Genomic DNA, 13,388 nt, shown 5'->3' on the forward strand with positions numbered 1-13,388 from the left:
ACGAATGTCTCTTGATGGCGAACGGCCGCAGGTGGTCGACAGTTCGCGTTCAAACGTTGGCTCTGTCGAATGTTCATCGAACAGGGAGACAGGGGACGCGCATCGCGGACGCAATGGCCTGTCTCGCCACGATGTCACATACGACCGGATTCACTGTCTTGGTCGATGGTGGTGGCGTGACAAGATGAAACTTGGAACTCCCGTGCAATCTTGTACAAGTGGCCGGGCGGCACTAACCTGACCACCATGCGTTGGCGCGGCTCGCGTCAATCCGATGTCGGGGCGCGATAGGGTGACCCCGGATGGAGGTGTGCCATGGAACAAGACGAATTCAGCGCCTTTGAGCGTCAGGGCTGGGAAACAGTCGCACAGCCGTATCACTCGTATTTTGGCGAACTGACGACGCAGTCCAATGATGCGTTGCTCGACGCGCTTGAGGTACGTGCCGGCGTCCAGTTCCTTGATGTCGCGTCAGGACCCGGCTATCTCGCGGCAGCGGCGGCGCGTCGTGGTGCCGATGTAGTCGGCGTCGATTTCGCGGACGCGATGATCCAACAAGCGAGACGCATTTTTCCCGACCTCGCATTCCGTCCCGGGAGCGCCGAAGATCTGCCATTTCCGGATATGAGTTTTGACGCGGTTGGTATCAGCTTCGGAATGCTGCATTTCGCTCGTCCCGAGGCTGCGCTCGCCGAAGCGTTTCGGGTGCTGCGCTCCGGCGGCAGAATCTCGTTTACGGTTTGGGCGCCGCCGGACCGGACCGTTGGATTCGGGATGGTGCTCAAGGCTATTGAGAAGCACGGTCGCATGGATGTCCAACTGCCGCCTGGGCCTCCGTTCTTCCGCTTCAGCGACTCGCACGAATCGGAGCGTGCGCTGCTTGATGCGGGCTTCGTTGAGCCCCGCACTAAGGAAGTCAGTCAAACGTTGCGTATCCGCGCGCCCGAAACGCCTTTCGACGTCCTGATGCGCGGTGGGGTGCGCGTCGCGGCGATCCTGAAGGCGCAGTCGCCAGAAGCGCTGGCTTCGATCCAGAAAGCTGTGGCCGGCGATGCGGCATCGTATACGAACAACGGTGAGGTGCAAGTCCCGATGCCGTGTGTACTCGCGTCTGCGAGAAAGCCCTGAATAGTCGTCCGGTTACGTCAGACCCGCGGCGCAGGCGCTAGACCATTAGTGTCGGTGGTCCGAGGAGGTGTCCATCTTGGCAATCGACGTCAAGGATCCCAACTACAAGCTCGACGAGAAGGCGACATATGCTACCGTCAACGGCGTCAAGTATGCAATCGTGCGCGCGGACGCCTGGTTCGACCAGATCCGGGCCGAGAACGCCCCTGCTCCGGGTGGCAAAGCGCTGGCGCTTCCGCCGGGGGACATAACCAAGAGTTGTGGAAAATTTTACGGCGACGGCAACCCCCTGACGATCCTCAAATCACATCCTGCAGGTGCCTCACAATCGCCGTTGTCACGGCCATCTTGCCGTGCTCCGCGCGCTCCAGCATGCCTACGATTCGCTTCGCATCTGGCTGGGGCAGCGGCATCACCCGCAACGCGTCGTCGCACATCCACGACGAGCGCCGCAGCAGTGGCACAACCGCGACGCCGATCCCCTGGCGCACCAGTTCCGCAATGCCTTCCAGCGAGTTGAGTTCGAGAAATTCGTTTACCTTCAGGCGCTGCTTGCGTATCGCGCGATCAATGACGATGCCGGTTCGCTGTGTGCGGTCAAATCGCAGGAATCGCTGCGACTTGAGCAACTCGGGTACCGATTCTGGAACCATGGTCGCATTGGCGAGCAGCACTAGCGGTTCCGAATAGACAGGTGTCCATTGCACGCTGGCTGGCCGGCGCCCAAGGGTGTCGATGATCACGGCCGCATCGATCTCGCCCGAGTCGACGCGCGCGGCCAGGTCGACGGATTTTGCCGCCATGATCCTCACATCGAGATTGGGTCGCGCGATCTTCAGATGCGCTGCGGCCTCGGCGAGCGCGCCCACGACCGACTCGACCGCCCCGATGGAGACCGGCCCGACGTCTTCTTCGAGGCCGCCCGCCACCATCCTCATGGCGTCATACAGCGATAGCAACTGCTGCGCGTGCGGCAACAGGCTTTTGCCCATCGCATTCAGCATCACCTTGCGCCCGCAGCGGTCGAACAGCTCATGTTTGAACTCGGTTTCGAGTGCGCGCATCTGCATGCTGACCGCCGATTGCGTGAGCGCCATCTGCTCGGCGGCAACCGCAAACGAGCCGTGGCGTGCCACGGCCGCGAAGGTACGGAGAAAGCGTAACGTGCTCAAGTCAACCTCGACGACACCGGAAACGAATGCGCCCGCAACTGGCCGGACACGATTGTTACATCAAAAATTTTGAAGCGAATCACAAGAAATTTTAGCTTTCTTTGGTGATAACGGCTATGGACAATGAGTAGTCGAAAGACGAACCGGTATCAAGCACAAGGCATGAAAGTGACCCAACTGCGTTTCAGTGCTGACGGGGCCGCTTGATTTATCCAAAAACAGACTATTTGCCGTGCTCAAGGAGACGTAAATGGATGTACCCGTTCAACGAGGCGAATCTGATGCGTTGTCTCTCGCTGCCACAGGCACGAGGCCGTTCGACGCGCGCGTGATTGTCGTTGCAACTATCGGCAATGCGCTCGAGTGGTTTGACTTCACCGTCTTCTCGTTTTTTGCCGCGATCATCGCGAAGCAGTTTTTCCCGAGCGACAACGCCACCGCCTCGCTGTTGGCGGCCTGGACAACCTTCGGTGTGGGTTTTCTGACGAGGCCGCTCGGCGGCATCATTCTCGGCAACTATGCCGACCGTCACGGGCGCAAGTCCGCGCTGGTGGTGACGATTTCGTTGATGGCGCTCGGCGTGGGGATCATTGCGTTTTCGCCGACCTACGCGCAGATAGGCATCTTTGCGCCGATCCTCATGCTGATCGGACGCTTCCTGCAAGGCTTTTCCGCTGGCGGCGAAGTGGGTAGCGCAACAGCGTTTCTCGTCGAACATGCACCGGTGGAGCGGCGCGGCGTCTACGGCAGCTTTCAGATGATCAGCCAGGCGTGCAGCATGCTGCTTGGTGCGCTGACCGGAGTGGCGCTGACCCAGTTTCTGAGTCCGGAGCAGCTCGACCAGTTTGGCTGGCGCATTCCATTCATGCTCGGCTTGCTGATCGTGCCGGTGGGGCTCTATGTGCGTTCGAAGCTTGATGAATCGCCAGTTTTCAAAGATCACGCGAAGCGGTTGCCGACGGCAAAATCGCCGTTCCTCGAATCAATCGTGATTCACTGGCGGGCGATTCTCGCCGGGTTTGGTCTGACGGTGTACGGCACGATCGGCACTTACATCTTCTATTACTTCATGCCGAGTTACGCGACAAAGACGCTGGGCATCCCGTTCTCGAGCAGCGTCATTGCTTCGTGCTGCGCGGCCATCGCTTATATCGCCGCGACATTTGCGTCGGGGCTCGTCTCGGACGCTGTCGGCCGCAAAAAGCCGATGATGATCTCCACCGTTCTGAGCCTGCTGATCTCATATCCGCTCTTCGTGCTGCTGACAGGCCATCCGACACTGCCTGTGCTGATTCTTGTCCAGTGCAGCCTGATGGCAACGCTCGGTCTATTTCAGGGATCGTACTGTGCGTTCGTCTGCGAACTGTTTCCGGCGCATGTGCGCTCGACGGGCATGGCCATCGGCTACAACTTTGCCGTGATGATATTCGGCGGCTTCGCGGGTGCAATTGCGACGCTGCTCATCAAGGTGACCGAAGACAAACTCGCGGTCGTCTATTACGGGCTGTTCGGCTGCGTCGTCGGATTCGTCACGATTGCACTGCTGAAGGACCGCTCGAAGCAACCCCTGATGTAGCCGGTCAAACGAACCACTTCTTAAGAAAGCAGGAACCCATATGAAAATCATTCCCGAGATTACCCAGGCTCAAGCTGAGATCCAGGCAATTCGGCGCGACATTCACGCGCACCCGGAACTTTGCTACGAAGAAAACCGTACAGCGGACGTTGTCGCTCAGAAGCTCACGTCCTGGGGAATCGAAGTCACGCGCGGACTCGGCAAGACGGGTGTCGTCGGCGTGCTGCGTAACGGCTCCAGCCGCAAGGCAATCGGCTTGCGTGCCGACATGGACGCACTTCCGATCCAGGAACTCAACACGTTTGCTCATGCGTCCCAGCATACCGGCAAGATGCATGCGTGCGGCCACGACGGCCATACCGCCATGCTGCTCGGCGCGGCGCAGTATCTTTCACAACACCGGAGTTTCGATGGCACCGTCGTGTTCATCTTTCAGCCGGCCGAGGAAGGCGGCGGAGGCGCAAAGGCCATGATCGAAGACGGACTGTTTGAACGCTTTCCGGTCGATGCCGTGTTCGCGCTTCACAACTGGCCGGGTATGGCTGCCGGCGAATTCGGCGCGCGGGTCGGCGCGACGCAGGCATCGAGCAACGAATTCCGCATTCAGGTAAAGGGTGTCGGCGCGCACGCGGCCATTCCGCACAACGGCATCGATCCGGTATTCACCGCGATGCAGATCGGCACGGGCCTGCAGAGCATCATGACGCGCAACAAGCGTCCGATCGACGCGGCGGTCCTGTCGATCACGCAGATCAACGCGGGCGAAGCCGTCAACGTGATTCCCGATACGGCGACGCTTGCCGGCACGGTGCGCACGTTCTCGGTGGACGTGCTGGACCTGATCGAAACCCGCATGAAGCAGCTCGCCGAAGCGACGGCGCTCGCCTATGGTTGCAGCGTCGAGTTCTCGTTCAGGCGCAACTATCCCCCGACCGTCAATACGGAGAAGGAAACGCATTTCGCACTGGGCGTGATGCAGGATATCGTGGGCAAGGATCAAGTGGAGACGAACATCGATCCGACCATGGGCGCTGAAGACTTCTCGTTCATGTTGCTCGAGAAGCCGGGCTGCTACGCGTACATCGGCAATGGTCACGGCGATCATCGGGACCACGGTCATGGTCTTGGCCCCTGCATGCTGCACAACACGAGCTATGACTTCAACGACGACGTCCTGTCGCTAGGCTCGACCTACTGGGTGCGCCTCACCGAATCGTTCCTGACGCCCGCTTAAGTGTCAGGCCGCGCGCAGACACACGTCTCACGAGGAGAACCGATGAACGATTCACAGTATTTCCAGCGGTCTTATGCGAGCGCGCGGGAGCGGTACGTGCGGGCCGCCGCGGCTATTCAGGCACGCGTGGAAAGGCACGTGATTCCGGGGCACCAGGGTCTCGAAGGCGAAGACCTGTCGACCGATGTCGTGCGGCTCGGCCCCGCCATGGCGCGGCGGATGCTCGTGCTGACGTCCGGCACACACGGGGTCGAGGGCTTCTGCGGCTCGGCGGCGCAGATCGCGTTGTTGCATGACCGACCGCTGCAGGCGTTACTCGACAAGCTGAATGTCGCGATCCTGGTGGTCCACGCGATCAATCCGTACGGCTTCTCGTATTTGAGCCGCACGAACGAGGACAACGTCGATCTGAATCGCAACAGCATCGATTTCTCTCTGCCGCTGCCGGTCAATCCCGCCTATGACGATCTGCATGCATTGCTGGTGCCGTCGAGCTGGCCGCCGTCGGACGAAAACGCGGCGGCCATTGCGGACTACATCTCACAACGCGGTGAACAGGCCTATCAGCAGGCTCTGACAGTCGGACAATATCAGCATGCCGACGGCATGTTCTTTGGCGGCCATCGTGCGGTCTGGAGCACGCGGGTATTGCAGATGGTGTTCGAGCAGCATGGCACAGCGTGCGACAGCATTGGCTGGATCGATTTTCATACGGGACTGGGCCCGTACGGACATGGGGAGAAAATCTGCGTGGGGCAGATCGGTAACGGCGAGCTGCGGCGTGCCCGCAACTGGTGGGGTGCCGACGTGACCAGTCCGCTGGACGGCACGTCGGTTGCGGCAAACGTAGCGGGACCAGTGCTCGACACGCTGCGCCGGACCTGCACGCATGCCGACACCACGGCGATCGCGATCGAATACGGCACGATTCCACTCGTCGACATGTTGCACATGCTGCGTGCCGATGTCTGGCTGCGCCAGCATCCCCAGGCGGAGAAGCAGCAGATCAGCGCGATCCACCAGGCTATTCGCGCAGCCTTCTACTGTGATGACGACGCATGGCGGGGGATGATTCTCGGACAGGCGCGCGCGGCGATTCTGCAAGCTGTCATGGGGCTGTCGCGCGAATCGGCGAGCGTCGGGTCAACGTGACCGGGGTGTCGAGTTGTGCGGCGCTGATGCATCGATTAAATGCTGAGTTTCTCAACGGTCGTCGGATCCGTTCCCAAGCGTCGGCGCAACCACACCGTGGCGATCGGAAAATCGATAAATAACGCGCGGCCAGTGCGCCGGAGGTGCGAGACGACAAAGCCAGATGCGGAACTCGGCATTGACGTCGGCTATGTCCGTCGTGCACGTTGCAATCGCAAAGGTTCGGGCAAGGAAAATCGCGCGGAAGCTGGGAACCGGTCGGCGTCGATGGCAGTTGTCGTCGCTGCCTTGGGCCAAGCCGGTAAGCAGGCGCGCCGCGTTGTTGAACCAGGAATTCCAGGAACTCGCACAGCAACAGTTTCCGTGGATTGGAGAGCGCCGCGTTACGTGGCCTTGGCGACGCACATCCCGGGGTTTTTAACGGCTTCCTTCAACAGCAGGATCGTCGTGTGAGCCAGAGACAAACCCCGTTCGGCCACGCCCCGCAGGAAGTCCCCTTGGGGGATCATCTCGACCAGATCACGTAGGCTGAGCTTGTAGCGCAGGTACCAGCGCACACACAGAATGATCTCTCGATCAAAATGGCGGCCGCCGAACAACTCCTCTAGGCTCTTCAGCGTGTTCATTGCGGGACATCAGTTCGTTTCGTTCCGACAACTCCAACCGATTCGCCGATCCCATTTGCACCAGAGCCTCCGGCGTGAAGTGTCACGTCCGCGAGGACGGCCTGTCCGTACTGGCAAGATAGAGGTAAGTCATGAGCTTCCACTCGCGCCGCAACTCATCGCTGAAGAGATCGTCGCCGTAAAGAATGGCCCTATGCAATAGTGCTTCTCCAGCCGACTCGATGACAAACGCCGCTAGCCGCAGGTCCGGCCTGGGCACAGGCTCCCCGCATCGGCGAAGTGCGCTTTCGAGAAGGTCCACAATGGCGAGAGAAACGCGTCTCAGGTGCTGTGTCTTGCTCACCTTGCCCATCTGATCGAGAAGAACGCGATGCAAGGCAAGATCTTTCGTATACGCGTCCACACTTGTATCGATCCACGCGTCGACCAGTGGCGCGATTCCTTTGCCCTCAACTTCCTTGAAGGCCTTGGCGTACGTGTCGAGCAGGTTGTCACAATGGCGTTTGATCAGTTTCGCGACGAGGGCTTCCTTGCTGGTGAAGTACTCATAAAGTGAACCGACGCTAACGCCAGCGGTTTCCGCAATGCGCGTCGTACTCGTGGCATCAAATCCATCCCTTATCAACAACTGCCGAGCAGCCTCGAGAATGGCGTCAACGGTCATCTGGGACCGTCCTTGCCGCGGCCTGCGGCGCACGGCGATCTCCGCGTTCGCGCCGAATTTTCGACTTTTGGCAGGCACCTCTTCCTCCCCGGCAACAATGTTCGCGGCAGCCACCATCGTGGCGCGAACTACGCCATATAGATTGTAGCCCTATGCGCGCGTGGTCGAATTTCGAGGGCATCGGATATCCGGGTAGATCCGAGTAGGCGTCTGGCAAGTCGCGCGGGCAGGCAAGAAGAAGGGCAGTGTGGTGGGCCGGCGCTGGGGCGCCGAAATCCGAATAGAGGCAAAAAAGTGTGCCGCCTATGATGGGGGCGTAGTCAGGGTGCGCCTCCCGCTGGGCATATGTTGCGCACACTATTACAAGGATCTTACGCTTGGTTGAACGGATAGAAGGAAACATAAGTCACATGGAACATGCCGCTTCACACGACCTGTCGTACTGGCCCGCAGACCAAACCGAGCCATTCCTGGAACTCAGCATTGGGGATGCGCTCACGAATGCAGCAGAGCGTTGGGAAAACGAAGTTGCGCTGGTTGAGGGTGTAAGCGGGACCGGGAGGCGTCGCTGGACGTATGGCGAGTTGCTGACGCAATCACGCAAAGTAGCGGGCGCGCTTCTGAACCGCTTTCGCCCAGGCGAGCACGTCGCAGTGTGGGCATCCAACCGTCCGGAGTGGGTGCATATCGAACTTGGTGCAGCACTTGCCGGTATTACGCTCGTCACTGTGAACCCGGCGTATCTCGCTTCGGAGCTCAAGTATGTTCTCAAGCAGTCACAGGCCTGCGGAATTATCCTGGAACCAGAGTATCGCGAACGGAACCTCGCAGCTGTCGTGGATGAAGTCAGACCTGATCTGCCACGCTTGCGGGAAATCATTTCGCTGAAGAGTTGGGCAGACCTCGTTGATGGTTCGTCAGAGTTCGCCGCGTTGCCACGTGTTGAACCTGGCGATATAGCCCAGATTCAATACACATCAGGCACCACAGGCTTCCCCAAGGGCGCGCTTCTAACCCATCGCGGGTTGGCAAACAATGGGCGAATCTATGCGCAAGTTATCGGCGCGCGCAGAGGCGACGTATGGGTCAACCCAATGCCCCTGTTTCATACCGCCGGGTGCGGTCTCGTGACTTTGGGAGCATTGCAGACGGGAGGGACTCATGTTCTTCCGCCGACTTTCGATCCGGCGCTGATGCTGGATCTGTTCGAGTCGGAGCGCGGCACCTTGATGTCTGCAGTCCCAACTATGATGGTTCGTATCCTGGATCACCCGGATCTGGCAGCCTTCGACCTGAGTTCATGGAGACTCGCAACACTCGGCGGTGCACCGGTCTCGGCTGAGCTTGTGCGGCGGATCGAGCGTACTCTTCACGTTAAGGTGGGCATTGGTTTCGGGCAAACGGAAGCATCGCCCTATATCACTCATACACGCGAGAATGAGTCCCGATCGGGTTGGGAATTGACAGTCGGGCGGCCTATGCCTCAGATTGAAGTCAAAGTGGCCGATCCACATAGCGGCGAGACGGTGCCAATAGGCACATTAGGTGAAATCTGGACTCGGGGACGCTGCGTCACCAAGGGTTATTTTGACAACGAGGAAGCGACGCGACAGGCGCTGACCAACGATGGCTGGCTTCGAACGGGCGATCTGGGTTCGATGGCAAGCGACGGTTATCTCACCATTCAGGGAAGAATGAAGGAGATGATCATTCGCGGTGGAGAAAACGTATATCCTCGCGAAATCGAGGAAGTTTTGCTTAGCCATCCTGACGTTGCAGGCGCTTGCGTGGTCGGGTTGCCCGACGCCGAATGGGGCGAGATAATCGCTGCCTTCATCCAGCTCAGAGCCGGACGTGCCGAAGGAGAGAGTGAGCTTACGACCTTTTGTCGCGATCGTCTCGCATCATACAAGACGCCACGGGTCTGGCGTTTCGTCGACGAGTTCCCTCAGACTGCATCGGGGAAGGTTCAGAAATATGTATTGCGTGAGCAGCTCCTTAAAGAAGCACGTGCGAAAAAACCAACGGACGGCAGCTCGTAATCTGACGGTTACGCGCTAGCGAGGACGAACTTCCGCCGGGGTGATTTTCTTCAAAAGTTCGCTGGAATTAGAGGATACGGGCAAGGCACTCAAATTTGCCCAACGAAACTTATGGATTCGATCGCGTTTTATTTCGACTTTGTCTCGCCCTACGCGTACCTCGCATCGAATGCGATTGAGGCCTTGGCAGACCGTCACGGTAAAAGACTTGATTGGTTGCCATTCAGGCTTGGCGTTGCGGTTGTAAAGGTAATGGGGTTGAAGCCGCTGCTTGATACGCCGCTCAAAGGCACCTATGTCCGTCATGACGCGTCACGGATGGCGAAAGTATTAGGTATGCCGCTTACAGATGATTTCTCCATGTTTGACCCTGTGCCTGCCCAGCAGTTGATGTGCACGCAACCGCCTGAACAGCGACCGGTGCTGGCGAAAGCGTTGTTGAGTGCACGTTGGGCCGAAGGGCGGCACCTCGGTGACATGGACATCCTGCTCGATGTTGCCCAGAAGGCGGTGGGCATCGACAGGCAACGTTTCCGGGAAGCCATTGAGTCGCCTGAGTCGCGTAGAGCCGTCAACGAGGCGACCCAGGCTGCGGTCTCCCGGGGGGTGTTTGGCTCCCCAACATTCGCAGTTGGAAACGAACTGTTCTGGGGCGGGGACCGCATCTGGCTACTCGATCAGTTCCTTGCCGCTGGCAAGCAGTATGTGCCGGCAGCGGCCACACCTCTCACACCACAGTGCTAATTTGCGCGTGAGCGCCAGCCGGAATTCCGGGTGGCGGAAATCAAAGCTTTGAGGAGCCAGCATGAAGACACGTATAACCAAGCTTTTCCAGATTAAATATCCCATCATTCAGGGAGGGATGCATTACGTCGGCCTCGCGGAACTTGCCTCTGCGGTTTCCAATGCCGGCGGCTTGGGCATTGTCACTGCCTTGACACAGAAGACGCCTGAACTGCTTGCAAAGGAAATTGCCCGGTGCCGGGAAATGACCGATCAGCCGTTTGGCGTGAATCTTACGTTCCTTCCGACGTTTTCGGCCCCTCCCTATCCTGAGTACATCGACGCTATCAAGCAGGGCGGGGTGCGTATCGTCGAGACGGCCGGTCGCAATCCGGAGCCATACATTGGTAGTCTCAAGGACGCGGGTATCAAGGTCTTTCACAAGTGCACGTCCATACGTCATGCCCTTAAAGCACAACAGATAGGATGCGATGCTGTTACCGTGGATGGATTTGAATGCGGAGGCCATCCGGGAGAGGACGATATTCCGAATATGATCCTGCTGCCCCGTGCGGCAGACGAGTTGACCATTCCAACTATTGCTTCCGGTGGCATGGCTAACGGACGCAGTCTGGTGGCTGCGCTCGCGCTGGGTTCTGAGGGCATCAGCATGGGCACACGGTTTGTTGCCACGCAAGAAGCGCCGGTTCATGAGAACGTAAAAAAGGCGATAGTCAACTCATCCGAGTTGGACACGCGGCTGATCATGCGTGGCCTGCGAAATACTGAGCGTGTGCTCAACAATGCAGGTGTAGAACGTCTTCTGGAGATTGAACGCCAGAAGGGAAACAATCTTCGTATCGATGACATCATTGACCAGGTGGCGGGTGTTTATCCCAAAGTAATGCGCGACGGTCTGGTGGATTCCGGCGCCTGGAGCTGTGGCATGGTTGCCGGCTTGATTCACGATGTTCCGACCGTAAAGGCACTTATTGATACTATTATCGACGAAGCGGACAAGCTCATCACATCAAGGCTTCACTCGATGCTTGATGGCGCAAGCGTAGACAAGCCGAATTAAAGGCTGTGTCGCAATATCGAAGATGGGTTGAGCGAACTTCCGGAATGAACAGGATTGCTTACGTTACAAGAGAATAGAATTGATCGGCAGCAGTCGCCGTGATGCCATTTCACGCATCGGCCCCTTGCGGAGCATGTGCATGATCTCGATGCCGGACAGGATGATGCGCGCGCAGCGGAAATCCTTGAACCCCATCTTCGGTTTGATGATGCGTTTAATGGCGAGGTGGTCCTGGTCGGGTAGCCGTACCACATTGCTGTGGTACGGCCCCCTAAGAACCGTACGTGCGCCTTTAGGAGCATACGGCTCAAGCCTCTACAAAGGCATCTGTCGACACCCGGTGGTACAACTTCTTTTCAGGCGTGTTGCGGAGTTCTACGGCAATTGAGATGGTGCACTTGAAGGTTGCCTGCGGCATCCGTCCCGCCGTCAGTTGGCTTCACAATATGCGTAACAACCCAGCGGGTGTTCATTGTGATGGGCTGCTGACAGTTGGAACACATGCCATCTTGCCTGAGCCAGACACGGTACAGCTTAGCGCGCCCTCGCGCCGAGTTCAGCATCTTCTGGCCCCATCGGGATTCGAAGTACGGCGCCCATTGCGGATCGTGCGGATTGGCGCCCGCCTTGATCTTGACGTGCCGTTTGATTGGCGTGTCCGATACCTTCAGCAAGGTGACCTCTCTTGTCGTGCCATCTTCTTGTTTTTCTGTAGCGGCAAATACCCAGTCCCGCAGATCTTTGGTTTTGAAGTATTTTGTTTTGATCCATCGGGTGCCTTTGTTAGGATGCCGTCTTGCCGCCCATCGCCATAGCATTGACCAGACCTCGTGATCAACCCGATTGAAGGCTTTCTTGGCGACTGCATGGCTGTGGTAATTCGCCCATCCTCGCAAAACAGGATTGAGCAGCCTTATCAGGTTCGCCTGTTTAGCCGTCTTGTTGGCCTTGATGATTTCACGGACTTTGTCAAGATGTGCTTTGACGTTCGCTTTCGACGGTTTCATCAAGAGCTTGCCGTTGTACTTGCGGATGTTCCATCCGAGGAAATCAAACCCGTCCTTGATGTGCGTTATCCTGGTCTTTTCGGGCGACAAGACCAGCCCGCGTTCCGCCAGAAATTCAGCTACTGCCGGCTTGACCTCATGTTCCAGCCACTCTTTCGAATGGCCGGTGATAATGAAATCGTCCGCGTAACGCACCATGTTCACTTTCAGTCCTCTCTGCCGGGCTCGCGGGAATCTCTCCGCGAGCATCGCTTCGAGGCCATCAAGCGTCATGTTGGCTGCCACCGGTGAAATGATTCCCCCTTGCGGGGTGCCGGCGTCAGTGGGGAAGAGTTCGTTTTGATACACGTAGCCCGCTTTGAGCCACTTCTTTAGAATCACCTTGTCCGTGGGGATATTGGCGATCATCCAGTCGTGGGAAATTTTGTCGAAACAGCCTTGAATGTCAGCCTCCAGCAGCCATTCCGCGCTCGCCTTTTTCGCCAGAGAAATGAAGCATTGTCCTCCAGCGTCAGCAGTTGAGCGTTCCGGCCTGAACCCGTAAGAGTTCAGATCGGCGGTGGTTTCCGCAACGGGTTCCAGCGCCAGCAGATGTAACGCCTGCATGGCGCGGCATTTCATCACGGGGATGCCGAGCGGCCTCGTCTTGCCATTTTTCTTCAGAATAAAAACTCTCCGAAGCGGAAGGGGCGAATAACCCCGCCTCTTCAACGACGCAATCGCGTTGGCCTTTGCCGCCGGTGTTTTCCACGTTACCTTGTCCACACCGGGGGTGTTCCTGCCTTTGTTTTCAGTCACCCGCTTGACGGCTAATGCACGGCCGCTGAACGAGTGGGTCAGCAGCCATTGCAGGGCTTTCACCCTGTTATGGCGGCCAGCCTGTACCGCCTTCACCATACGCGACTGCAGCCTTCTTACCTGACGTTGAACATCGGCCCAATTGATGCCGTCCCACGTCACGCCAGAAGGTGCACGCGCCCGTG

At 58.2% G+C, this 13,388-nt stretch carries 10 protein-coding genes and 3 pseudogenes; 8 read left to right on the forward strand and 5 right to left on the reverse strand.

What is annotated here, in order from left to right; genetic code table 11:
- Positions 1-315: 315 nt before the first annotated feature.
- Positions 316-1,128, forward strand: a complete 813-nt coding sequence (locus FVF58_RS46180; RefSeq protein ID WP_149676235.1) for a class I SAM-dependent methyltransferase — start codon at positions 316-318, stop codon at positions 1,126-1,128.
- Positions 1,129-1,427: 299 nt separating this feature from the next.
- Here FVF58_RS46180 and FVF58_RS46185 read toward each other — a convergent pair whose 3' ends face one another.
- Complete coding sequence (locus FVF58_RS46185; RefSeq protein WP_149676236.1) at positions 1,428-2,300, reverse strand: LysR family transcriptional regulator; 873 nt, start codon at positions 2,298-2,300, stop codon at positions 1,428-1,430.
- 250 nt (positions 2,301-2,550) lie between these two features.
- On the opposite strand from FVF58_RS46185, the gene FVF58_RS46190 reads away from it, so the two are divergent.
- From FVF58_RS46190 to FVF58_RS46205, 4 genes and pseudogenes are all read left to right on the forward strand, one after another.
- On the forward strand, positions 2,551-3,876 hold the full coding sequence (locus FVF58_RS46190) for an MFS transporter (RefSeq protein ID WP_149676237.1): 1,326 nt from the start codon (positions 2,551-2,553) through the stop codon (positions 3,874-3,876).
- 40 nt (positions 3,877-3,916) lie between these two features.
- Entirely contained in the window at positions 3,917-5,110 is a 1,194-nt protein-coding gene (locus FVF58_RS46195; RefSeq protein ID WP_149676238.1) for a M20 aminoacylase family protein, read from the forward strand.
- 42 nt (positions 5,111-5,152) lie between these two features.
- Positions 5,153-6,262 (forward strand): M14 family metallopeptidase, encoded by a 1,110-nt coding sequence (locus FVF58_RS46200; RefSeq protein WP_149676239.1) that lies wholly within the window; start codon positions 5,153-5,155, stop codon positions 6,260-6,262.
- 84 nt (positions 6,263-6,346) lie between these two features.
- A pseudogene (locus FVF58_RS46205) lies at positions 6,347-6,610 on the forward strand (ISKra4-like element ISBusp5 family transposase); the annotation flags it as partial.
- A gap of 89 nt (positions 6,611-6,699) precedes the next feature.
- Here FVF58_RS46205 and FVF58_RS46210 read toward each other — a convergent pair.
- Positions 6,700-6,888 (reverse strand): annotated as a pseudogene (locus FVF58_RS46210) (hypothetical protein); the annotation flags it as partial.
- A gap of 82 nt (positions 6,889-6,970) precedes the next feature.
- On the reverse strand, positions 6,971-7,669 hold the full coding sequence (locus tag FVF58_RS46215; protein WP_149676240.1) for a TetR/AcrR family transcriptional regulator: 699 nt from the start codon (positions 7,667-7,669) through the stop codon (positions 6,971-6,973).
- Positions 7,670-7,962: 293 nt separating this feature from the next.
- Here FVF58_RS46215 and FVF58_RS46220 point away from each other — a divergent pair, with 293 nt between their 5' ends.
- The 3 genes from FVF58_RS46220 to FVF58_RS46230 all read left to right on the forward strand — a co-directional run bounded on the left by FVF58_RS46220 (position 7,963) and on the right by FVF58_RS46230 (position 11,398).
- Complete coding sequence (locus FVF58_RS46220; protein ID WP_149676241.1) at positions 7,963-9,594, forward strand: AMP-binding protein; 1,632 nt, start codon at positions 7,963-7,965, stop codon at positions 9,592-9,594.
- Positions 9,595-9,705: 111 nt separating this feature from the next.
- Positions 9,706-10,338 (forward strand): 2-hydroxychromene-2-carboxylate isomerase, encoded by a 633-nt coding sequence (locus FVF58_RS46225; protein WP_149676242.1) that lies wholly within the window; start codon positions 9,706-9,708, stop codon positions 10,336-10,338.
- Between the two features lie 61 nt (positions 10,339-10,399).
- Positions 10,400-11,398, forward strand: coding sequence for an NAD(P)H-dependent flavin oxidoreductase (locus tag FVF58_RS46230; protein WP_149676243.1), 999 nt, complete (start codon positions 10,400-10,402; stop codon positions 11,396-11,398).
- 58 nt (positions 11,399-11,456) lie between these two features.
- Here the strand turns inward: FVF58_RS46230 and FVF58_RS46235 are convergent.
- Both FVF58_RS46235 and ltrA read right to left on the reverse strand, forming a co-directional pair.
- Positions 11,457-11,662: pseudogene (locus tag FVF58_RS46235) on the reverse strand (IS6 family transposase); the annotation flags it as partial.
- Positions 11,663-11,754: 92 nt separating this feature from the next.
- The coding region (gene ltrA, locus FVF58_RS46240; RefSeq protein WP_223191230.1) for a group II intron reverse transcriptase/maturase at positions 11,755-13,388 on the reverse strand (1,634 nt) is incomplete at its 5' end.

Source organism: Paraburkholderia panacisoli, from assembly GCF_008369935.1.
Lineage (GTDB): Bacteria > Pseudomonadota > Gammaproteobacteria > Burkholderiales > Burkholderiaceae > Paraburkholderia > Paraburkholderia panacisoli.

What these genes read in the sequence shown, in the direction of transcription:
- FVF58_RS46180 (WP_149676235.1), top strand. Translation starts at nt 316, where the DNA reads ATGGAACAAGACGAATTCAGCGCCTTTGAGCGTCAGGGCTGGGAAACA.
- FVF58_RS46190 (WP_149676237.1), top strand. Translation starts at nt 2,551, where the DNA reads ATGGATGTACCCGTTCAACGAGGCGAATCTGATGCGTTGTCTCTCGCT.
- FVF58_RS46195 (WP_149676238.1), top strand. Translation starts at nt 3,917, where the DNA reads ATGAAAATCATTCCCGAGATTACCCAGGCTCAAGCTGAGATCCAGGCA.
- FVF58_RS46200 (WP_149676239.1), top strand. Translation starts at nt 5,153, where the DNA reads ATGAACGATTCACAGTATTTCCAGCGGTCTTATGCGAGCGCGCGGGAG.
- FVF58_RS46215 (WP_149676240.1), bottom strand. Translation starts at nt 7,669, where the DNA reads ATGGTGGCTGCCGCGAACATTGTTGCCGGGGAGGAAGAGGTGCCTGCC.
- FVF58_RS46220 (WP_149676241.1), top strand. Translation starts at nt 7,963, where the DNA reads ATGGAACATGCCGCTTCACACGACCTGTCGTACTGGCCCGCAGACCAA.
- FVF58_RS46225 (WP_149676242.1), top strand. Translation starts at nt 9,706, where the DNA reads ATGGATTCGATCGCGTTTTATTTCGACTTTGTCTCGCCCTACGCGTAC.
- FVF58_RS46230 (WP_149676243.1), top strand. Translation starts at nt 10,400, where the DNA reads ATGAAGACACGTATAACCAAGCTTTTCCAGATTAAATATCCCATCATT.